We start from the raw sequence: 23,244 nt of genomic DNA, 5'->3' as shown, positions 1-23,244 counted from the left end.
ACTTCATTTTTGCTTGCTTTTAACACTCAAAGTTACAAATTTTCCGTGAATTGACCAAATGTTACATCATGTATCTTACTGATAATCAATGAAATAAATGTTAAATCAACTTATTCAGCGGACCCTAAATAGACCAATAACTCCCCCATTTTAGCAGAACAAGGCAACAGAGTGCTTAAAATGCGCTTTGTCAGTGTTTATACCAATGAATGTTTCTAAGAATAAACAGAAAAAGTAAGTATTTTCCCCTAATCGACCTAGGAATGGCCAGATAGTATGCTTTTGACATAAACGTAAAAAGTGGGTATTCAACATTCTACTCCAAGCTATAGCGTATCGCCACTTGTCGGCAATGTATCAGAATAATCATCACAGATTCCTCAGTAGTTCTGTTGTAGAGACAAATCAAGAATCAGCCGAAAATGAATCTGTTTTCTGCCAATTCCTCCCTATTCCCTGAACTGTTTGTTCATTCTCCGTTCCCTGTACTGCTCCTTCTCCGTTCCCTATTACGGTTTTAGCTCAAGAATCTGTTGAGACATTCTGTTGACGTGGGTGAACAGGGTGTAATAACGTACGTCCTTAGGAGCTCATGTCGTACGTTCTTACAGTGTAAGGACGTACGTGAACAGAATTTCTTAAAATTCATCAATAGCATCTCATGAAGCGGAGAACGGAACGTATAGTCGTGCGACAACAAAACGGAAGGATAAGTTTTAATAAAATGGATGGACGCAAAACTTCAGATGCTAAGACGTGCACCAATAGAAGCGAAAAAAATCAAACTCTGTCAGACGAAAATCATTTTCAACATCAATGACAGAACTGATCAAGTCTTTCACAATGCCATGAATGTCGAGCAGAAATTTTATAGTGATAGGCCGTATGGATAAGATCGATTTAAAATCCGATTTCTATTAAACTCTTATAGGGTCAAAAGAAAGACGAGAATAATAGCCTTTATGCCTTTTCATTAAAGGATATCCACTAAAAAGAATCACTTCATTATATTATTATCTTATTGTTTTTAATATTTAAAAAAGAATGATGTAAGATAATATCAAGTGGATAAGTGAAAAACTTTCTGTTAAAATATTTTTTATTTGTGTTATCCTTGTTTGATATATGATTATCCACTTTTATGATTTCTTCATATTATTGATATCTAAGACTTTAAATATGTTATCCACAATTTCCTTTATACTGTGCAAAATGATAAGTTCATATCCTTTTAACTGTTGATTTCGTGGAAAAACGCGTTTAAACCTTTTCATAGATTGGGTGTTATACCCTCATAACTTGAGGGAGTCTTGGATATATGGATAACTGTGATTTTATGAATATGTTATGCTGTTATTATACCCAAAGTTATTCACAGGATAAGTGGATAAAAATGGAGTGAATGATATTAGGCATATAATATAAGGATATAAAAGTTATAAGGATTAGTTGAGTCCGATCAACTTACAGAAGTATTGATCGGATCCCTATTATTGCTCTTTTCTCTGTAAATTGATGTCGACACGATCGGCGACCATCTGAGGAAGGATATTCCTCAAACAAGCATAGTCACCCCTGAAGCAGGATTCTTTTCCAAAGATACTGCATGGACGACAGGGTAAGTCTAATTGAATAGCATTATCCGAACTTTGTCCCCACCCCATAAAACCTGCATAAGGATGTGTACCGCCCCAGATGCTGACCACAGGTGTATTGACCAATGAAGCCAGATGCATATTTGCACTGTCCATACTGATCATGACATCAAGATGGCTCATCAGAACGAGTTCTTTCTTTAAATCTTTTAGAAGTGCAGAAGCGTTGACACATGCCGGGTATTTTTCCACCCATTTATCAGAACATGCTTTATCTTCACCTTTTATACCTCCGAATAAGAATATCCGGCAGGAAGGATGACGGGTAATAAGAAGTTGGATGACCTTCTCCATTGATTCTAATGGATAGGTCTTGGTCAGGTGAGCTGAAAAAGGAGCTATACCTATCCACTGCTGGAATTTCTTCTTTATTTCTATACACTCCGGTAAGAGACGAAGATTTCCCCTTTCTGCTGGAAAGATAGACGTAAATTTAACTTCTATAGGATACCCGAGTTTTCTGAGAACATCTGCATAATTCTGTATTTCCGTAGGTTGTTGGATAAGTTGTTTGCCTTTCTTTGCAATCAATTTCCGTCTTCCTTTTCGGTGCTTATCAATATGCTCCACCCTAAAATGGCTGATGTTGAAGCGCAAACGGAGATAGTTGGAGCGGAGAACCTGATGGAAATCAGCTATGGCAGTAAACTGTTTGGCTAATAATCTGCGGTAAAGTGCATTTAATCCTTTTATGCCTTTATATTCATTCTTGACATCTGCACCCATAAAATTGACATTCGGGGCAAGGTTTTCAAAAAACGGTTTGGCAAATGGCCTGCTGAGTACGGTGATCCTTAATTGTGGATATTGTTTAGCCAAAGAATAAACTACAGGAACAGTCATGGCCACATCGCCTATTGCAAAGAAACGAATGATCAGAATATGCTCAGTTTTCATGAAAGATTAAACTTTATCTTCTTATTTTTTCATCCTCTTATAAAGGACCGGATTGGTATCAGCGTCATTGTACATTTTCATTTGGCGGTATACCTTCATCAATTTATTCCCTGCCTGAATGTCATCAAGAAGTTGATCTATGGCTAAAGACAAGTCTTTTTGCTGTTCCAACAGGATTTTAAGTTTATTCTGACATCTGTCCCGGTGTTCTTGTGAAGCGTCTTTCCTTTCAGCCTGCTCCTTCATGTGGTAGATCTTCAGAGCCAGTATACTCAACCGGTCGACAGCCCATGCCGGACTTTCCGTATTGAGGCGGGCGTCTTTCTTCACTTTCACATCTTTATAATAGGCTCTGAAATAAGAATCGATCTGTTCCACAAGGTCAGTCCTGTCTTGGTTGCTTTTATCAATCCGATGCTTGATTTTCATTCCCTTTTCCGGATCTATATTAGGATCCCGAATGATATCTTCAAGATGCCACTGAACCGTATCTATCCAGCATTTCAGATAGAGTTTGTTTTCAATGCTATCATTTGGGTAAGGGTTATCGATAGGTGTATCAACGTTATCTTTAATATGATAATCCAAAATAGCCCTATTAAAAATGTTGTTTGCGATTTTGGTAAATGACATCTGTTTTATGAGAATTTATTGATTTCGCAAAAGTAATTAATTTATTCTGAATATACAACTAAAACTTGAAAAAAGGCTTCGAAAACTGCACAATATCAGTAGGTTTGTGCAAAGAGAAATGCTTTTTTGTGAAAAAAGTTTGCTAATGTGAGGAAAAATTTGTTTCTTTGCACCCGATTTTTAATTAGAAATTATTTATAAACATTATTTTAAAGGTTACAATTATGTCAGAATCAGAAATTGAAAAGAAAGTAAAAACCATTATCGTGGACAAACTTGGTGTCGATGAGTCTGAAGTAAAGCCGGAAGCAAGTTTTACAAATGATCTCGGTGCTGATTCTCTGGATACTGTAGAGCTGATCATGGAATTTGAAAAAGAATTCAACATCTCTATTCCTGACGATAAGGCTGAGAAGATTGCGACTGTAGGCGATGCTATCAAGTACATTGAAGATAATGCTTCTGCCAAGTAATTAGTTACTTATCTACTGTAAATGGAATTAAAAAGAGTAGTAGTAACAGGAATGGGTGCTGTAACACCTTTGGGCAATACTTCTGAGGAAACTTGGAAGAATATTGTGGCAGGAAAAAGTGGTGCTGCACCTATTACCCAGTTTGATACAACCAAATTCAAGACCCATTTTGGATGTGAGGTGAAGAATTTGGATGTGAAGGATTATCTTGATCGCAAGGTTCTTCGTACCACAGACAGGTATACGCAACTGGCTATGATCTCTGCCATCCAAGGTGTAAAGGATGCGGGAATTGATTTAGAGACAGAAGATAAGAATCGTGTAGGCGTCATTTATGGTGTTGGAATAGGCGGTATTCATACTTTTCAGGATGAAGTCATGTATTATGCACAGAATCTTGATAAAGGACCGATGTTCAGTCCTTATTTCATACCGAAGATGATCGCTGATATAGCTTCTGGACAAATCTCTATTCATTTCGGATTTCATGGACCTAACTATACGACGACTTCTGCATGCGCATCATCTAGTCATGCTCTTGCAGATGCTTATAATCTGATCCGTCTGGGTAAGGCGAATATTATTGTAAGTGGTGGTGCCGAAGCTGCCATCTGTGACTGTGGTTTAGGTGGATTCAATGCGATGCACGCACTGTCAACACGTAATGACGACCCCGAGCATGCTTCCCGTCCGTTTAGTGGAAGCCGTGATGGATTTGTCATGGGTGAAGGCGCAGGTTGCCTCGTACTTGAAGATCTTGAACATGCCAAGGCTCGTGGTGCCCATATCTATGCTGAAATGGTCGGTGAGGGTATGAGTGCAGATGCTTATCACATTACAGCCTCTCATCCTGAGGGCTTGGGCGCAAAACTCGTTATGGAGGCTGCGCTTAGTGATGCAGGAATGAAACCGTCGGATATTGATTATATCAATGTTCACGGCACTTCTACACATGTGGGAGATATTTCAGAAGTAAAAGCTATTCAAAAAGTTTTTGGTGATTATGCTTATAAGGTGAATATATCTTCTACAAAGTCTATGATCGGGCATCTTCTGGGTGCTGCAGGAGCTGTAGAAGCGATGTTCTGCGTATTAAGTATCCGTGACAACATCGTTCCGCCTACGATTAATCATCAAGATGACGATATTGATCCTGATCTGGATTATAAAATGAACTTCACGTTCAACAAGGCTCAGAAGCGTACAGTCAATGTGGCTTTGAGCAATACATTCGGTTTCGGAGGTCATAATTGTTGTGTGATATTCAAGAAATATGTTAAATAATTTTTCTGAAAGGATAGGGCTCCTTTTCCGAAAGGAGAAGGAGCTCTATTTATCTTTACACCGTGTTCTTGGTTTTTACCCTCACAATATAACTTTCTACAAAGTGGCGTTGATGCACAAAAGCATCATGCATCGTAATGCAAAAGGAAAATTGATCAACAATGAACGCCTTGAGTTCTTGGGTGACGCTATCCTTGATGCGATTGTAGGTGACATTGTCTATCGCCATTTTCCCGGAAAAAGGGAGGGTTTTCTAACTAATACACGCAGTAAACTTGTACAGCGCAATACGCTTAATAAGTTGGCTGAGGAGATGGGAATCAATCAGTTGATACTTTCGAGTGGCCACAGTATTTCACATAACAGTTATTTGGGTGGAAATGCTTTTGAAGCTCTCGTAGGTGCGCTCTATCTGGATCACGGTTACGATGCCTGCATGAAATTCATGCAGAAACGGATACTGGCGCAAATGATCAATATCGATAAGGTCGCTTATCGGGAAGTGAATTTCAAAAGTAAACTGATAGAGTGGAGCCAGAAGAACAAGGTCAAATTGGTTTTCAACATCCTTTCCCAGACAAAAGACAACAACGGCAGCCCTGTCTTTCACTATCAGGTGATGATAGAAGGTGTCAAAGGCGGTGATGCCGAGGGGTATACGAAGAAAGAAAGTCAGCAAAAGGCTTCCAAGTATACGTTGGATAAACTTCGGACAGATGCTCAGTTCCTGGATTCTGTATTTACAGCCAAAGGCAATCGGACCAAGATGGAGGAGGAACCTGTAGAAAATGTACCTGAGACAAATCAGGACAATGATTTTATCTTATCAGACAAGGGGTCAGAAAAGCATCAGAATGTGTTCAAGGAAGAGGTGTTTCTCGACGAATCTGGAAAAAATTCACGTCATGCGCCAATGTATTCTTCTGATAATGAAGTAGCGGAAAATAAGAAATCAGAAGAGGAAACCAAGAAACAAGAGGCTCTTGATCTGAATGATATCCATATCAATGCTGACGATTCCTCAGATTCCAATGAAGATATTATATCTGCAGCTGAACAAGCCGCTTTTGACAAATCTGAATAAAAGACTTTTTGCTTTGTCCGAAAAGGAAAAGAGGTGATTTTGTGCTTCTTTTCCTTTTCGGTCTTTTCGTTTTAGTAGTGAATCATTGGAATCGATACCATCTGTTCTTGTTTCTCCTTACAAGCTTGTAGACCTCAATTATTAAAATTCGTGAAAACTGCAACTTTATCAAAAGTTTAAGTTACTTTTGTAGTTTAAAGTATAATTGTGTAACAATGAGTCTAACAAGCATAATAAGACCATTTTTTAAGCCCCGGATGAAAGAACTTGAGAAGCATAATTTTGCTGCGGAAGAGTTGCAGCGAAGCGTTCTCTGTCGCATTGTTTCTAAGGGACAAAATACGGAATATGGTATTAAGCATCTGCTTAATACGACTAAAAATTATGATCAGTTTGTTCAGAATGTGCCCCTTAACTCCTATGAAACCCTGAAGAATGACATTGATCGTATGCGCCATGGCGAGAGCGATATTCTTTGGCCTGGAATCGTAAAATGGTATGCTAAATCATCTGGTACAACTAATGACAAGAGTAAATTCATTCCGGTGTCCAATGATGGTCTGCATCGGATTCATTATAGGGGAGGCGCCGATGTTGTGGCGCTCTATTTGAGAAACAACCCTAAGAGCCGGCTTTTTGACGGCCGTAGCCTGATTCTGGGGGGCAGCCATGCTTCCAATTATAATCTGCCTGGAAGTCTTGTAGGAGACCTGAGTGCCATCCTCATTGAAAATATCAATCCTTTGATCAACCTTTTCCGCGTGCCGAAAAAGGGGACAGCCTTATTGAGTGATTTTGAAGTTAAGCGTGACCGTATAGCGCGTGAGACCGTCAATAAGAACGTCACGAATATTTCGGGAGTACCTTCCTGGATGCTGTCTGTTCTGGTCCGGGTGATGGAACTTTCGGGGAAAAAGCATCTGGAGGATGTGTGGCCCAATCTGGAAGTTTTCTTCCATGGTGGAATTGCTTTCACGCCTTACCGCAAGCAATATGAAGAACTGATCACTTCTTCTAAAATGCATTATATGGAGACGTATAATGCCAGTGAAGGTTTTTTCGGCATACAGGATGATCCTGATGACCGTTCGATGCTTTTGATGCTGGACTACGACGAGTTCTACGAGTTTATCCCGATGGATGAATTTGACAAGGAACAACCTACCGTAGTGCCTTTATGGGGCATTGAGACAGGTGTCAACTATGCAATGGTCATCACCACTTCCTGCGGACTCTGGCGTTATATCATAGGCGATACGATACAGTTTACGAGTAAGAATCCTTATAAGTTCATTATCACAGGCCGTACAAAGTATTTTATCAATGCCTTCGGAGAAGAACTGATCATGGACAATGCAGAGAAAGGCCTTGCCTATGCTTGTGAGAAGACAGGTGCCCAGGTTTCAGAGTATACCGCTGCCCCTGTCTATATGGACAATAAAGCCCATTGCCGCCATCAGTGGCTGATCGAGTTTTCCAAAGAACCGGCAGACCTGAAAGAGTTTGCTGAGATTCTGGACAGACGCCTTCAGGAGATCAACAGTGACTATGAAGCCAAGCGCTTTCATAATATTACCCTCCAGCCTTTGGAGATCATTAAGGCCCGTCCTGAACTTTTCAATGACTGGTTGAAATCAAAAGGCAAACTGGGCGGGCAACATAAGATTCCCCGTCTGAGCAATAGCCGAAAGAACATCGATGAACTTCTGGCTATGAATAAGGAACAGAAAGGGAAGTAGAGAGAAAGGGATGAACCGGTTTAAATTGCGATTCAAACAGAAGATTTATAGAATATTAGGTTCATGTTGATATCAGAATATCCTCATTGGAAACTTTTAACAAGAAAACAAGTTCATTGGTTAATTGACTCGTTTTTGTTACTAGTCCTGCCCTTGATTGTCAGCAGTTGCGCAAGAATGGGTCAGCCTGATGGAGGATGGTATGACGAGACTCCTCCGAGAGTGGTGGGAGCATCTCCTGCTGATGGCTCGACGAATGTGAATACCAAGAAGATCAATATCTTTTTCAGCGAATTCATCAAATTAGACAATGACCAAAGTAAGATTGTCGTCTCTCCACCTCAGTTGGAAGTCCCCGAAATAAAAGGTGAAGGGAAAAGTATCCGGGTGACTTTGGCTGATTCCTTGAAGAAAAATACGACTTACACTATTGATTTCAGTGATGCGATAAGTGACAATAACGAGGATAATCCGCTGGGAAACTATACCTATAGTTTTTCTACAGGTGATCATATAGATACGTTGCAGGTTGCGGGATACGTCATAGATGCAGAGAACCTGGAGCCTATCAAAGGCATTCTGGTGGGACTGTACAGTAATCTTGCAGATTCTGCATTTGTCAAACTCCCTATGCTTCGTGTCAGTCGTACGGACAGTAGGGGAAGGTTTGTCGTCAAAGGAGTCGCTCCGGGATCCTATCACGTCTTTGCCTTGCAAGATGCTGACGGTGACTATAAGTTCAGTCAGAAGAGCGAGAAAATCGCCTTCTCCCATGATGTCATTGTTCCTTCCTTCAAACCGGATATTCGGCAAGATACCATTTGGACGGATTCCCTGCATATCAAGAATATCGTCAATGAAAACTATACCCATTTCCTGCCTGACAATATCTGCCTCAGTGCTTTCTCAGAAGAGATGACAGACCGTTATCTGGTCAAGAACCAGAGGCAGGAGGCGGATCATTTTACGCTGTTCTTCAGTTATGGCAATCCGAAACTCCCTGAAATCAAAGGCCTGAATTTCAATGAAAAGAATGCCTTTATCGTAGAACCGACAGAAAAGAAGGATACCATCACTTACTGGCTTCGGGATTCCGCCCTTGTCAATCAGGATACACTCCGGATGGCAGTGAAATATCTCGCTACAGACAGTCTGGGGAAACTCATAGACAAGGCCGACACGCTGACCATCCTCTCCAAAGACCCTTATGAAAAACGGTTGAAACGGGAGCAGAAAACCCTCTCATCATGGCAGAAACAACAGAAAAAACTGAAAGACAAAGGGGAGCGTTATGACAGTATCATGCCTAAGCGTGCAATGGATATGCAGATCAATATCCCTTTCAATATGGCCCCTGACCAGAATATTGCGGTCACATTCCCCAAACCTTTGGCCAAGTTGGATACTTCAGCTGTCCATCTCTATGCCAAGCATGACACACTTTGGTATCGAGCCCCATTCGAATTTAAGAAAATAAGGTCGAGGGATTACCAGCTTTTGGCAGAATGGCGACCTGGGATAGAATACTCCCTGGAGATCGATTCTACGGCATTTACAGATATATACGGTACGGTATCAGGGAAGTACAAGCAAGGTTTTAAAATTCCTGCCGAAGACCAGTTCAGCTCTCTGTTTGTCACAGTGAATGGCATGTCAGATTCGACGGCAGTTGTACAACTTTTGGACCAGTCAGACAAGGTCATCAAGGAAATAAAGACGAAAAACGGCACTGCTGAGTTCTATTACATCAATCCGGGAACTTATTACATGCGGATGTATGTAGACAGGAACAATAACGGACTTTGGGATACCGGGGATTATGACCATGACCGGCAACCTGAACCGGTATACTACTATCCCGAGTCTATAGAGTGCCGAGCCAAATGGGATGTGAGCAGGGATTGGAATCCTATGAGCCGTCCTCTATATCAGCAGAAACCGAGTGCCATCACCAAACAGAAACCGGATTCGGAAAGGAAGATCAAGCATAGGAATGCTGAACGTGCCCATAAACTGGGTATTCCATACGATCCCACAAAAGAATAATGTAGATTAACTGATAATTTTTAATTGTATGAAGAAACTTAGATACTTATTCAGCCTGATGTTTTTCCTGACGGTTATATCAGCTTCAGCTCAGTGCGGATTTAGAAACACCGCATTCAAATCAGGTGAGTTTCTGATATATAATATGTATTATAATTGGAAATTTGTCTGGGTGAAGGCAGGAACCGCCAGTATGTATACCGTCGCCAGCCGTTATAATGGTCGGGAAGCTTACCGGTGCAGTCTGACGTGCAGTGGCAATCATCGTGTAGATGACCTTTATGTCTTGAGAGACACCCTTCTATGCTATAATACTTTGGATCTGGCTCCTCTGTATTACCGTAAAGGGGCCCGCGAGGGAAAGAGATACACTGTAGACCAGGTGTTCTACACCTATCCTAACGGCAAATGCCATATCAGGCAGCATCGGCTTCGCCATGACGGTAGATCGCAATGGCAGGCCAATACTTATAATGACTGTGTATTCGATATGCTGAGCATCTATTTGCGGGCTCGCAGTTTCAATCCCAAGGGTTGGAAGAAAGGATATGAGGTCAAGTTTCCTTTGGTCGATGGCAACAGCCGGAATGTGGCAGAATTGAAATTTGACAAGATCGAGAATATCAAGGCTGATAACGGACATACCTACAGATGCCTTCGCTTGGCTTATCTCGAATGGAACAAGAAAAAGAGAAAGATGGACCGGATCGTTGACTTCTATGTCACTGACGACCAGAATCATCTGCCTGTCGTCTTGGATATGTATCTCCGTTTTGGACATGCCAAAGCCTATTTGGTGGGTATGAGGGGACTCCGCAATCCGACAGCGGCTCAGGTGAGATAATTCGTGCGTTCTATAAGCCAATAGGTCCCTATTGGGCTCTTTGTATGCTGGCACTAAAAGGAGGGCTGAGATAAAGGATTATCCTTTTTCTCAGCCCTCTGACAGTTCTTGATGGAAGACCAATAAAATGATTTTTCAGGTCCGGAGAGACGGGATCTTCTGTTTCGAGAAAGGCAGCGTCTTGTTTCTCGAAAGAGAAGGTCGACTTTCGAGAAACTATCATCTTCTCTTTGCCTATTGTTTCCGGTCCTTTTTCATTCCTGACAGATGTGTCTACTTCCCATAAGAATGAAGTGAAGTTTTTGGTGTTCAAAAACTTATTCTTAAAGGAATTTACCGGACTACATTAAATGAATAAGGCTTTCCTTTCTCATTAAACTGAAAGGAAAGCCTTGATATGGTCTTACTTGGAAGTAAGGATTGCTTTAGAAAAGGCGAGGAAGGTCATTTTTCGGAATGCCTGTTATTTCTGTTATTCCTCTTTTTCTTGTCTTCCTTATTCCTCTTATTTCGATCTTCCTTATTCCTCTTATTTCGGTCTTCGTTATTCCTTTTATTCCGGTCTTCCTTGTGCCTTCTTCTCGCCCTATTGCCTTTCTTGTTGGAATTGTTGTCAGTGGAGGAGGATGATTCTGTCATGCCCTTATCCTTGTTGTTCTTCAAGAGCATGAAATCAAGTTGTTTCTTATCCAGATTAGCTTGTGCCACTTGGATATGGATAGAGTCTCCCAACTGGTATTTATGGTGATGGTGCCGTCCGATCAGACAGAAATTCTTCTCATCGAAGTCATAGTAGTCATCATCCAAATCCCGTATAGGAATCATACCTTCACAATGATTTTCATCGATCTCGGCATAGACCCCATAACTCGTGATACCGCTGATATGGGCATCATATTTCTCACCTAAGTGTGCCCCCATGAACTCGACCATCTTGTATTTGATGGAATCGCGTTCAGCGTTCTGGGCAATGATTTCCATATCCGAGCAATGCTCGCACAGATCCTCATAATGCTTTTCGTTGGCACTGCGTCCGCCTTCAGCATAGCGTGTGAGCAGACGGTGGACCATGACGTCAGGATAGCGGCGGATAGGTGAAGTAAAATGGGTATAGTAGTCGAATCCCAATCCGAAGTGGCCGATGTTATGGACACTGTATTTGGCCTTCATCATCGATCTCAAAGCCACAGTCTGAATCAACTTTCCTTCAGGTTTGTCCTCTACATCGTCCATCAGTTTGTTAAGACTGCGTGCAGTAGCACCTTTCGTACTGCTGCTCTTCATGCGATAACCGAATTTGACGACAAAATCTTTCAGTGTCTCAAATTTCTTCGGGTCCGGATTGTCATGGATACGATAGGGCAGTGTCTTTGCCTTTTTGCCTCTGGGCACTTTTCCTATGCTCTCAGCGACAGATTTATTGGCCAGCAGCATGAACTCTTCCACGAGTTTGTTGGCGTCTTTTGAGTGCTTGTAATAGCAGCGGATAGGTTTGCCAGTTTCATCAATGTCAAAGTGCAGTTCCTCGGTATCGAATTTGACTGAGCCCTCTTTGAACCGTTTAGACCTCAGTTTCTTGGCGAGTCGGTCAAGCATGATGAGTTGGTCGGCATATTGTCCCTTGTAACCGCCTTTAGGAGCAGGCGGGGCAGGTTGTCCTGTACCGTCTACGACACCATTGTCTTCAAGCAGTTGCTGGACCTCTTCATAGCAGTAACGCCGGTTACTTTTTATAAGCGTATGTGCGATATGAAATTTCTTTATATTACCTTCGTCGTCCAGTTCGAAAATCGCACTGTAAGCGAATTTCTCTTCATCAGCGCGCAAAGAACAGAGAAAGTTGCAGAGTCGTTCAGGGAGCATAGGGATAGTGCGGTCTACCAGATAAACGCTGGTGGAACGCTTTTGGGCTTCCTTGTCGATGATGTCACCTTCCTTTACGAAGTGAGAGACGTCTGCGATGTGGACGCCGACTTCATATAGCCCGTCTTTGAGCTTGCGGAAAGACAAGGCATCGTCGAAATCTTTTGCATCTTTCGGGTCAATGGTACAAGTCCATATCTTTCTGTAGTCTTCCCGTTCTTTTAAGTCTTTCGGGGTGATTTCTCCGGTGATCTTGTCGGCAGCCTGCTCTACGCTCTTAGGGTAGACATAAGGCAGTCCATATTGCGCCAGAATGGAGTTCATCTCTACGTTGTTGTCTCCTGCAGGACCTAAGATGTCCACCACTTCCCCTATAGGATTCTTGTGATTGGCATCAGGCCATTGGGTGATTTTCACGACAGCTTTATCGTCCGTTTTGCCCTTCTTCAGTTTCCGTTTCGGGATAATGATGTCATTGGTGAAGATCGTCTGGGGAGTAACAAGATAAGAAAGATCTTTGTCCACCCTCAGTTTTCCGACGAAAGTATCTTTTGCCCGTTGCAGGATTTCGATGACCTGTGCTTCTTTGATGCGGTTGGGACGTCTCGCCATTATGGATACCTTGACCCGGTCTCCACCCATAGCGAAAAGAGAATTGCGTTCAGAAACGAAGATGGGCAGTTCACCGCCATCAGGAATAAAGGAGTTCTTGCCATTTGCCTTTCTGACAAATTTGCCTTCCTGGACCTGTCCGTTCTGATTCAATTTATAGCTGGTCTCATCCACTTTAGTCAGGTAGTCGTCATAAGCCATTTGGTCCATGGCATCGATAGCCTGCATTTTCTGTGGGTGTGTATTGAGTTTTAAGAGATGGAATACTTCCTTTAAGTTAAATGTCTGACCCGGATTGCCGGAGAAGAAATCCTCCAGTATTTCAGTGATTCGCTTTTCAGACATTCTCTTTCCACCTTTTTTGTTTTTTCCCATATTTAGCTTAATTTAATTTATAGAGACAGTTGTTCTGTATATGGATACAAATTGTCCTACGGTTAAAGAAATAGATGCTTGGGGGTGAGAAGCGATGGTATATTCTTTCGATATTACAAATAAACAAAATAATTTGCAAATAACTTTGATTTGTTACGATATTTTCACATTAAATTTGTGTTTCACAACAATTTAGATTATCTTTGTTGCCTAATTTCGCATTTATGAAGATTTTGATCACAGGCGCTTCCGGCTTTATCGGTAGTTTCATCGTCGAGGAGGCTTTGAGAAGGAACATGGACACCTGGGCCGCTGTCAGGAAGACAACGAGCCGGCGTTACCTGCAAGATCCACGTATCCATTTCATAGAGATCGACCTGTCTTCGGAAGAGAAAATAGAGCAGCAATTGAGCGGGCATACATTTGACTATGTTGTCCATGCTGCCGGCGTCACAAAAGCTTTGCATGCCGCAACATTTTACGATGTGAACACTGAAGGTACAAAGCACCTTGTTCAGGCTCTCATGAACCTGAAAATACCCCTCAAGCGTTTTGTCTATATGAGCAGTTTGAGTGTCTTCGGCGCAATTAGGGAGAGGAAACCTTACAAAGAGATAAAAGAATCGGATGTCCCTCATCCGAATACGAATTATGGGAAGAGCAAGCTAGCAGCAGAAAACTTCCTGGATGCGTTGAACGGCCGTTTCCCTTACATCATCTTGCGCCCTACAGGGGTATACGGACCTCGTGAAAGGGATTACTATATGATGATGCAGAGCATTGAGCAACACGTGGATTTCGCGGTGGGTTTCAAGCGCCAGGATATTACGTTCATCTATGTGAGCGATGTTGTCCAGGCTGTCTTTCTGGCTTTGGATCATGGCACGTTGGGCAGAAAGTATTTCCTCAGTGACGGGAAAGTCTACCGCTCCCGCGATTTCAGTGATTTCATTCATCATGATTTGGGCAACAAGTGGTGGATCCGGCTGACAGTCCCTGTATGGGTCTTGCGCATTGTCACCTTCTTCGGAGAATACATCGGAAGACTGACGGGGAAGTTGTCTGCTCTGAATCATGATAAATACCCGATTCTCAAGCAGCGCAACTGGAGATGTGACATCAGGTCTGCCAGGATGGAACTGGAGTTTGATCCTCATGTACAACTCGAGGAGGGGACGAAACGGACAGTTCTTTGGTATAAGGAAAATGGTTGGCTGTAATCATGTTTTAAAATAACCGGGCTATAAGATCCGGGGCTGTAAAATGGAAGTTACAAAAGATAGATATGCTAAGGAAAAAAGAGTTGAGGCCATCTCTGAGAAATGTTCGGTTTCCTTTTGAAAACAAACATTTATAAAATCGTTTTTATTCATACTTTTGGGTGATACGTGTTCAGCAAATACGGTTGAAAACAATAATAGTTTAAGAAACGGAGATGACGACCATAAAGGAAATATTCAGATTAGAGAAAAATCCCAAGAAGGGGCTGTATCCTGTAGAATGGGCCACTATTATCTATTTGGCTTTCACGTTCTTATGGGTATTGTTCGCTTATACCAAGATGGAGAATCCGCATTCCATGATTTGGATGAGGGTCCGCATTTTGATTACGACCTTTGCACTTTGGACAGTGTACCGCCTCCTGCCTTGCCGGTTTATGGAGATCGTGCGTGTGCTGGTGCAGATGCTGTTCCTGGCACAATGGTATCCGGATACTTACGAACTTAATCGGGTGCTGCCCAATCTGGACTATCTCTTTGCGGAATGGGAACAAATCGTTTTCGGTTTCCAACCTGCACTGGTCTTTGCAAAGCACTTGCCATGGATGGTGGTGAGCGAACTGATGCACTTTGGGTATTTCATGTATTACCCCTTGATCGTCGCAGTATGCATCTATTATTTCCTCGCGGATTATAAAGAGTTCGAACGCTGCTGCTTTATCGTCATCACAGCGTTCTTCATCTACTATATCGTTTTTGATTTCCTGCCGGTTGCCGGTCCGACCTTCTATTATAACGTGATAGGGGAAGACACGATAGCCAAAGGGATATTTCCGAAACTGGGCAACTATTTCAATACACATACGGATTGTCTTCCTTCTCCGGGCAATCCCAATGGTTTCTTCTATCACTTGGTAGAGGATGCCCGTGCACAAGGTGAACGGCCGACAGCTGCGTTCCCGAGTTCGCATGTCGGTATTGCCACCATTTGCATGATGCTGATCTTGCATCTGAAAAACAGTAAATTCTTCTGGTGGGTATTCCCTGTCTATGCTTTCCTTTGTATGGGCACCGTCTATATCCAGGCACATTACATGATTGACGCTATTGCCGGATTCATTACCGGAATGATCCTCTATTTCGTTCTGCTGCTCTTGACAAGACACATGATAGCGGCGAATGCGGAATGTTAAACTGTAAAGGCTTTCAGGGTGTTGGCTGATAATCGGATATTTTTAGTATCTTTGTAGCCTGATTAATGAATGTGGTTGGAATATATTCGATAGGAAAGGGATAAATGGACAAGAAACTGTATATAGAGACCTACGGCTGTCAGATGAATGTAGCCGATAGTGAGGTCGTCGCTTCGATAATGAAAATGGCAGATTATGATACTTGTGACAACGAGGTGGATGCAGATGCCGTTTTCCTGAATACATGTAGTATACGTGAGAATGCAGAAAATAAAATATATAACCGTTTAGATTCATTGTATGCGGAACAGAAGAAGGGGAGAAAATTGATTCTGGGCGTTTTGGGTTGTATGGCAGAAAGGGTCAAAGATGATTTGATTCAGAATCACCATGCCAATCTGGTTTGTGGCCCTGACAGTTATCTGAACCTTCCGGATATGATCGCACAGTGTGAACTGGGGCATCCTGCTGAAGATGTCCGGTTGTCTACAACGGAAACTTATCGCAATGTGATGCCTCTGCGTATAGGCGGCAATCATGTCAGCGGTTTTGTGAGTATCATGAGAGGCTGTAATAATTTCTGCCATTACTGCATAGTCCCTTATACCCGAGGTCGTGAGAGAAGCCGTGATGTCGAGAGTATTCTCAACGAAGTGCGTGACCTCCATGACAAGGGTTTCAAGGAAGTGACCTTGCTAGGACAGAATGTGAACAGTTATGGTCTTTCACCTTCCGGACGGCACGAAGAGGGCAGGACTTCATTCGCCGAACTGCTGTCTAAGGTGGCTTCGGCTGTGCCGGATATGCGTGTGCGGTTTACAACTTCCAATCCTGAAGATATGAGTGAAGACATTCTCTATGCGATGGCAGGAGCCCCAAACCTCTGTAAGCATATCCATTTCCCTGTTCAGAGTGGGAGCAATAAGATATTGAAATTGATGAACCGCAAGTATACTAGGGAACAGTATCTGCGGAAAGTCGAGGCTATCCGCAGGATTCTTCCCGGTTGTGGTCTGACGACTGACGTCTTCTTGGGTTATCATGACGAGACAGAGGAAGATTTTGAGCAAACTCTCGACTTGATGAAAGAAGTAGGATTCGATTCCGCTTTTATGTTCAAATATTCAGAGCGGCCGGGAACCTATGCGGCTAAGCATCTCCCGGACAATGTCCCGGAGGAAGAGAAGATCCGCAGGTTGGAAATACTTATCAAATTGCAAAATGAGATCAGCGTCCGGCAGAACAAGAAGGATGAAGGCAAAACTTTTGAGGTCTTGATAGAAGGTTTCAGCAAGCGTTCTAGGAATCAACTCTGTGGCCGTACGGAACAGAATAAGATGGTGGTTTTTGACCGCGGTAATTATCATATAGGTGAATTCGTGAAAGTCAGGATTACAGGTTCTACTTCCGCTACGCTCTTTGGAACGGTGGAGCCTGGAGATGAAGAGAAAGTGGGAAATTAATCTTGAGGGGATGTACGACTCTGTAATCGGTTCAGGGACAAACATTTGTTCTAAAAGATGTTATTTTAGTTCTATAAAGTTTTATCAGTTAAACAAAGGACATAAAAACCGAAAATCATTTTGTAGTTTTGTGTTTTTCTATTATATTTGCAAATCATGAAGGAATTCCTGCTGGTGCTAAGGCGTTTTATACCCCCTTACAAGAAATATTTGGTATTGTCGATAGTTTTTAATATCCTTTCAGCAATACTGAACGTTTTTTCATTTGCTACGATTATTCCTTTGCTTCAGATCCTTTTTAGAACAGAAGGTGCTGTCAGGGCAACGGCAATGATGCCTTGGTCTTTGAGCAGGAAAGTTCTGGCTAACAATGCCAACTATCTGATAGAAGAGATGGTGCAGTATTTTGGTTCTACTTCTACGTTGCTGGTCCTCGGGATAGCACTTGCCGTCATGACTTTTCTCAAGACGGCGTCCTATTTCCTGTCTTCAGCGAGCATCATCCCTATGCGTACAGGTGTGGTGAGGGATATCCGCAATCAGATGTACAGAAAAATTGCGAGTTTGTCTCTGGGTTTCTTCAGTGAGGAGCGTAAGGGCGACATCATTGCGCGTATGAGCGGTGATGTCCAGGAGATAGAGAACTCGATCATGTCTTCTCTGGATATGCTTTTCAAGAATCCTATCCTGATTCTTTTCTATTTCGCTACCATGTTGCTGGTCTCGTGGCAACTGACTCTTTTCACCATCATTTTTGTCCCTATATTCGGTTGGTTCATGGGGTTTGTCGGCAGGAAACTGAAGGCACAGAGCATGCAGGCTCAGGGACTATGGAGCGATACGATGAGTCAGGTGGAGGAGACATTGGGAGGCTTGAGGATCATCAAGGCTTTCTGTGCCGAAGATATGATGGACAAGCGTTTTGATGCCATCAATTCTGCCTACCGCCGCGATGTCATGAAGGTGAATATCCGCCAGCAGTTGGCCCATCCTATGAGTGAGTTTTTGGGGACAGTGATGATCGTCATCGTCCTTTGGTTTGGGGGAATGTTGGTCCTCAACTACCAGACACTGAGCGGACCGGTCTTCATTTACTATCTGGTCATTCTCTACAGCATCATCAACCCTCTGAAAGACTTTTCCAGAACGAGTTACAATATTCCTAAAGGACTTGCTTCAATGGAACGAGTGGATAAGATCCTGAAGGCAGAAATCGAAATCAAAGAGAAGCCGAATCCTGTCATCCTGCCGTCTTTCCAACATCAGATAGAGTTCCGGCATGTCTATTTCGCTTATACTGATTCCAAGTCGAATGAGCCGCGGTACGTGTTGAAGGATATCAATCTGGTCATTCCTAAAGGTAAGACAGTAGCCCTTGTCGGACAGAGTGGCAGTGGAAAGTCGACGATGGTCGACCTGATTCCGCGTTATTATGACGTGCAGAAGGGTGAAATCCTTATCGATGGGGTCAACATCAAAGATCTTGGCGTACATAACCTCCGTTCTTTTATTGGAAATGTCAACCAGGATGCGATCCTGTTCAATGATACGTTTAGGAACAACATTAAATTCGGGTCTCAGAATGCGACTGATGAGGCTGTCATCCGTGCAGCTAAGATAGCCAATGCCTATGACTTCATCATGGAGTCAGAGAATGGCTTTGACACGAAAATAGGTGATCGGGGCTCTCGGCTGTCAGGCGGGCAGCGACAGAGGATCAGTATTGCCAGGGCAATACTCAAGAACCCGCCTATATTGATCTTGGATGAAGCTACTTCTGCATTGGATACGGAGAGTGAACGACTGGTACAGGACGCTCTGGAGCGGTTGATGAAGACGCGTACGACCATTGCTGTCGCCCATAGACTGTCGACGATCAAGAACGCTGATGAAATCTGTGTGATGCATGAAGGCGTCATTGTCGAGCGGGGCACACATGAGGAATTGATAGAGAAGAATGGATACTATAAGCGGTTGCATGATATGCAGCAAGTGTAATATAATCTGACTGTATGGACTTTTGTATGAAGGTAAATACATGGGAAGTGAACTGGTATTTTGAATATCTGAAAATAATCTTTTTAAGTCGAAACAGAGAGGAATAATTGAAGAAACCGAGTATGATAATGACGAAGATCGTATATGGCTTGTTTTATTTGATATCATTACTCCCATTTAGGGTGCTATATGCTCTTTCTGACGTCGGGTATCTGATCGTATATTATGTCTTGAGATACCGCCGGCAGATCGTACGCCGGAATCTCGTTTCTTCTTTTCCGGAAAAGTCGGAGAGTGGAATAATCGAAATAGAGAAGGGCTTCTACCATTGGTTCTGTGATTACTTCTTTGAGGCCACCAAACTCTTGAGTATCAAGGAAGAACATCTGAAAAAACGGTTTAAGGTCTGTAATGTCGATGAGGTGGAAGCTTGTTTTGATAACGGGCAGAATGTAGCGGCAGTCTTAGGGCACTACTGCAACTGGGAATGGCTTTCCTGTATGGGAATCTATCTACCCGGTAAGGTGATGGGACTGATCTACCATCCTCTTGCCAACAAACCGTTCGACGAACTCTTCAAGAAAATCCGCTCGTCTTCCCGAGGTAGTGTGGTGATCTCTAAGAAACATATTATCAGAAAACTCATAGAGTATCGGCAGAAGAAAATCATGAGTCTTTTCGGCTATATCTCTGATCAGGGACCGAAATGGGAGAATATTCATTTGTGGCTGAATTTCATGCACCATGATACAGGGGTCTTTACTGGGGCAGAACGTATTATGCGGAAGGTGAACGATGCTGTCTTCTATGTGGAGATGAGCCGGCCCAAGAGAGGATATTATAATGCTACTTTCAAATTGATCACTAAAAACCCGAATGCACTTCCCGAATACGAGATTACAAGAAGGTTTTTTGCTTTGCTGGAAAATACGATCCGCAAAGATCCCAAATTCTATTTGTGGAGTCATAACCGATGGAAGCGAACCCATGAAGAGTTTGACCGTAGATTTGAGGTGGTGAATGGAAAAGTGATAGAAAAGGCTTCTTCTAAAGGTTAAATTTACTGTTAAATCATAACATCTTGAAAATCCTGGTTGTTCGATTCCGACAGATGGGGGATGCGGTTCTTGCAACATGTGTCTTTAATACCATCAAGCGCAATGATCCTGAGGCGGATACGACTTTTATTCTGAATGAGCGGTTGGCACCTCTTTTCAAGGGTCATCCTGCCATAGACCATATCATAACCTTTTCAGAATCGGATAACGAAAATCTTTGGCGTTATCTGAGGAAGGTATGGCGGATCGTCCATCGCAACCATTATGACGTCATCATCGACATGAGGTCTACGCTTAAAAGCATGTTCTTTACGCTATTTTCACCTTCGACAGAATATCGGATAGGACTGAAAAAATGGTACACCGGGTTTGCCTTTAATTATTTTTTCGAGAAGACCAACAGGAATAAATGTATGGTCGACCATGATCTGATGCTCCTGTCTCCTCTGAACTATAAAGTCTTGGACCAGAACTTCCATATTCCCATCACCGAGAATGAGAAGGAGGAATTCAAGGATTATATGGTGAAGATGAAAATCGATTTCTCCAAGCCTGTGGTTCTCATGGGAGTCACTTCCAAACTCAAGAATAAGACGTGGTCTGAAGAAGGTATGGTCTATGTCGTCAGAAATCTGATAAAAACTTTTCCACAGGTTCAGATTATCTTTAATTATGCTTTGGGAAAAGAGGAACAGGCTTCCCGCAGGATTTACGAACTATTGGACAATGACCCTCATATCTTCATTGATGTCCGTGCCCAAAGCCCCAGGCAATTGGCAGCCATGGCTTCGTGGATAACTCTGTATTTTGGAAATGAAGGTGGGGCACGCCATATCATCCATTCACAGGACAAACCGTCTTTTGTGGTCGTGGCACCACAAAACAGCAAGAAGATGTGGTTGCCGCAGAACGGCATACCTACCGGAGGCGTGGGCATAGAGGATTTTGTCTCCCCTTCTCAACTTGCCAAGATTCCTACTGACAGACAGTATGATCTGATAAAAAAAGAAAAGGTCTGGATAGAATTTTTAAAGTTCATCAATAAATATCATATCCTCTGAGTCCCGAGAACTGGCTGTATGGATCAGAGTATAAACCCGGTGTTAAAAATGAGAATCTCTAAATTTCTAATTCGTTCAAAATATAAAACTTTAAAGCCTGTTGTTACTCATATCCTTTCTATATTTGAGTCGGAAGGAGAAGTGATCTACAATAAACGGAATCTGATTAAGGTCTTTGAGGTTGACGGACTGAAGATCAATGTCAAACGATACTGTGTACCATCCCTGTTGAACAGATGTGTTTATTCCTATGGTATCCGCAAACCCAAGGGACTGCGGGCCTACCAATACCCTGCCATCCTTTTGGAAAAGGGCATAGAAACTCCTGAGTCGATAGCTTATATCGAATACCGTAACTGCATTGGTTTACTGGGTTATACTTATTTCTTCAGCGTACAGTGCGATTATGAGCATACGCTTTATGAAGTGGGCAATGCCAAAATCGGTACTTATGAGGTGCTGGCAGAGAAAGTGGCACATTTTGCTGCGATGATGCACTTGAAAGGGGTCATGCACAAGGATTTCACACCGGGGAATATCCTTTGGAAGTATGATGATGAAGGCTATCATTTCTGTATCGTAGACATCAACAGAATGTATTTTGGAAAGGTAAGTCCGAAAAGGGGATTGCTGGACCTGAAGAAACTTTGGGGGCCGAAGCGGTTCATCGAAATGATGGTCAGTGAATATGCACGTGTGAGAAATGTTGATGAGAAATGGGCTTTGTCCATCGTCATGCCTGCTCGCGCACGTTTTTGGAGGAATTACCAGAAACGACATAAGGTTTCCTTTAAACTCGAACTCTAATCCTTGCCAAGAGAAATTCCCTTGCATGGGGTCTGTTATATATAACCTTGACAGATATTGACTGGCGGGAGGTGATCTTTATACTGGGGCGTTATCGGAAAACCTTATCCCTGTTATAGTCTGACGGTAATCGGTCAGTGGATATTTCTTAATATTTCTTGCAGATGAAATATTTGACGACATGATAATCGTGCTTGAGGAAGATCTCTACTTGTCTGCCCAGTTTATGTGTTTTCCAACTGTGATTGACCAGATGACGCGCAAAGGTAAGCTCTTGTTTCTTGTATTTCTTCCGTGGAGCTACATAGAATGTAGGGAAAATGGTAAGCCCGTCCAATTCCTGTTTCTTCATCATATCTTTATAGCCATGTCCAGCAGCAATAAGACCCATGATGTGAGGTGATATGGTCTCGTCCATAGAACCATTCTTGAGAAGGAAATGCCGGTTACTATAGTAATCTAACACTTCTTTGCAGAACGTATTCCCCTTTTCACCCATGATGAAAGCAGCCTGAAGAGATAAGGGTCCGTCACCTGCCTTTATATTCTCATTGAATGTAACAACCCCTTTTTCCGGTATCAGTTCATCAAAATTTTTATAGATGAGCATGTCACTATCCATATAGATCCCACCTTCATGGTAAATGGCGTAAAAGCGGATGACATCAGCCGCAAATGCCCATTTGTGGCAGCGGAGAGCTTCATTGACAAATGTGTTATGAATGGCTTTCGCATCTTCCATATTCCATCTTCTAATCTGATAGTCAGGCAGGAATTTTTTCCATGAACGGATACATGCTTTTATTTCTACTGGGAAAGCATCATCACTAAACCAGCATAGGTGTATGGTCTTAGGTGTCACTGATATAATTATTTGTTACAAAGATATGGAATTGTGTCTAAAGTTCCAAACTTTTCGCTATAAAACGATTCGGATAT

The 23,244-nt window shown here is 42.5% G+C and carries 16 protein-coding genes and 1 pseudogene; 13 read left to right on the top strand and 4 right to left on the bottom strand.

Annotated features, from left to right (window positions below; all coding sequences use genetic code 11):
- Positions 1–1,490: 1,490 nt before the first annotated feature.
- Both NG821_RS07220 and NG821_RS07215 read right to left on the bottom strand, forming a co-directional pair.
- The gene (locus tag NG821_RS07220) at positions 1,491–2,552 is read right to left on the bottom strand and encodes a glycosyltransferase family 9 protein (RefSeq protein WP_252760987.1); all 1,062 of its coding nucleotides are present in this window, start codon (positions 2,550–2,552) and stop codon (positions 1,491–1,493) included.
- 21 nt (positions 2,553–2,573) lie between these two features.
- Positions 2,574–3,185: a DUF4254 domain-containing protein gene (locus NG821_RS07215; protein ID WP_252760986.1), complete on the bottom strand. Its 612-nt coding sequence runs from the start codon at positions 3,183–3,185 to the stop codon at positions 2,574–2,576.
- A 224-nt stretch (positions 3,186–3,409) separates the two neighbouring features.
- On the opposite strand from NG821_RS07215, the gene NG821_RS07210 reads away from it, so the two are divergent.
- The 6 genes from NG821_RS07210 (at position 3,410) to NG821_RS07185 (ending at position 10,655) form a co-directional block, all read left to right on the top strand.
- Positions 3,410–3,658, top strand: a complete 249-nt coding sequence (locus tag NG821_RS07210) for an acyl carrier protein (RefSeq protein ID WP_252760985.1) — start codon at positions 3,410–3,412, stop codon at positions 3,656–3,658.
- A 21-nt stretch (positions 3,659–3,679) separates the two neighbouring features.
- Positions 3,680–4,942, top strand: coding sequence for a beta-ketoacyl-ACP synthase II (gene fabF / locus NG821_RS07205; protein WP_252760984.1), 1,263 nt, complete (start codon positions 3,680–3,682; stop codon positions 4,940–4,942).
- Positions 4,932–6,026: a ribonuclease III gene (gene rnc, locus NG821_RS07200; protein ID WP_252760983.1), complete on the top strand. Its 1,095-nt coding sequence runs from the start codon at positions 4,932–4,934 to the stop codon at positions 6,024–6,026. Before fabF ends, rnc begins: the two co-directional genes overlap by 11 nt.
- Positions 6,027–6,241: 215 nt before the next feature.
- Complete coding sequence (locus NG821_RS07195; RefSeq protein WP_252760982.1) at positions 6,242–7,765, top strand: GH3 auxin-responsive promoter family protein; 1,524 nt, start codon at positions 6,242–6,244, stop codon at positions 7,763–7,765.
- 63 nt (positions 7,766–7,828) lie between these two features.
- A complete protein-coding gene (locus NG821_RS07190) occupies positions 7,829–9,811 on the top strand; it encodes an Ig-like domain-containing protein (protein WP_252760981.1) in 1,983 nt (660 codons plus the stop codon).
- A 28-nt stretch (positions 9,812–9,839) separates the two neighbouring features.
- A complete protein-coding gene (locus tag NG821_RS07185; protein WP_252760980.1) occupies positions 9,840–10,655 on the top strand; it encodes a DUF3108 domain-containing protein in 816 nt (271 codons plus the stop codon).
- Positions 10,656–11,318: 663 nt separating this feature from the next.
- On the opposite strand, the pseudogene rnr reads toward NG821_RS07185, so the two are convergent.
- Positions 11,319–13,505: pseudogene (gene rnr, locus NG821_RS07180) on the bottom strand (ribonuclease R); the annotation flags it as partial.
- A gap of 224 nt (positions 13,506–13,729) precedes the next feature.
- Between rnr and NG821_RS07175 the strand changes: the two are divergent.
- The 7 genes from NG821_RS07175 (at position 13,730) to NG821_RS07145 (ending at position 22,305) form a co-directional block, all read left to right on the top strand.
- Positions 13,730–14,725: an NAD-dependent epimerase/dehydratase family protein gene (locus NG821_RS07175; protein WP_252760978.1), complete on the top strand. Its 996-nt coding sequence runs from the start codon at positions 13,730–13,732 to the stop codon at positions 14,723–14,725.
- A 215-nt stretch (positions 14,726–14,940) separates the two neighbouring features.
- Positions 14,941–15,918 (top strand): phosphatase PAP2 family protein, encoded by a 978-nt coding sequence (locus NG821_RS07170; RefSeq protein ID WP_252760977.1) that lies wholly within the window; start codon positions 14,941–14,943, stop codon positions 15,916–15,918.
- 104 nt (positions 15,919–16,022) lie between these two features.
- The gene (gene miaB, locus NG821_RS07165; protein WP_252760976.1) at positions 16,023–17,381 is read left to right on the top strand and encodes a tRNA (N6-isopentenyl adenosine(37)-C2)-methylthiotransferase MiaB; all 1,359 of its coding nucleotides are present in this window, start codon (positions 16,023–16,025) and stop codon (positions 17,379–17,381) included.
- 156 nt (positions 17,382–17,537) lie between these two features.
- Positions 17,538–19,379, top strand: coding sequence for an ABC transporter ATP-binding protein (locus NG821_RS07160; protein ID WP_252760975.1), 1,842 nt, complete (start codon positions 17,538–17,540; stop codon positions 19,377–19,379).
- 122 nt (positions 19,380–19,501) lie between these two features.
- The gene (locus tag NG821_RS07155; protein ID WP_262921871.1) at positions 19,502–20,437 is read left to right on the top strand and encodes a lysophospholipid acyltransferase family protein; all 936 of its coding nucleotides are present in this window, start codon (positions 19,502–19,504) and stop codon (positions 20,435–20,437) included.
- A 23-nt stretch (positions 20,438–20,460) separates the two neighbouring features.
- Positions 20,461–21,498 carry a glycosyltransferase family 9 protein gene (locus tag NG821_RS07150; RefSeq protein WP_252760974.1) on the top strand — a complete coding sequence of 346 codons (1,038 nt, stop codon included), beginning with the start codon at positions 20,461–20,463 and terminating at the stop codon, positions 21,496–21,498.
- A gap of 141 nt (positions 21,499–21,639) precedes the next feature.
- Positions 21,640–22,305 carry a lipopolysaccharide kinase InaA family protein gene (locus NG821_RS07145; protein ID WP_252760973.1) on the top strand — a complete coding sequence of 222 codons (666 nt, stop codon included), beginning with the start codon at positions 21,640–21,642 and terminating at the stop codon, positions 22,303–22,305.
- A gap of 148 nt (positions 22,306–22,453) precedes the next feature.
- Here NG821_RS07145 and NG821_RS07140 read toward each other — a convergent pair whose 3' ends face one another.
- Positions 22,454–23,167 carry a glycosyltransferase family 32 protein gene (locus NG821_RS07140; RefSeq protein WP_252760972.1) on the bottom strand — a complete coding sequence of 238 codons (714 nt, stop codon included), beginning with the start codon at positions 23,165–23,167 and terminating at the stop codon, positions 22,454–22,456.
- Between the last annotated feature and the right edge of the window lie 77 nt (positions 23,168–23,244).

Origin of the sequence: Segatella cerevisiae (genome assembly GCF_024054555.1) — a bacterium.
GTDB lineage: Bacteria > Bacteroidota > Bacteroidia > Bacteroidales > Bacteroidaceae > Prevotella > Prevotella cerevisiae.
The sequence above is the reverse complement of the archived record's forward strand: the minus strand, read 5'-3'. Positions and strand labels throughout refer to the sequence as shown.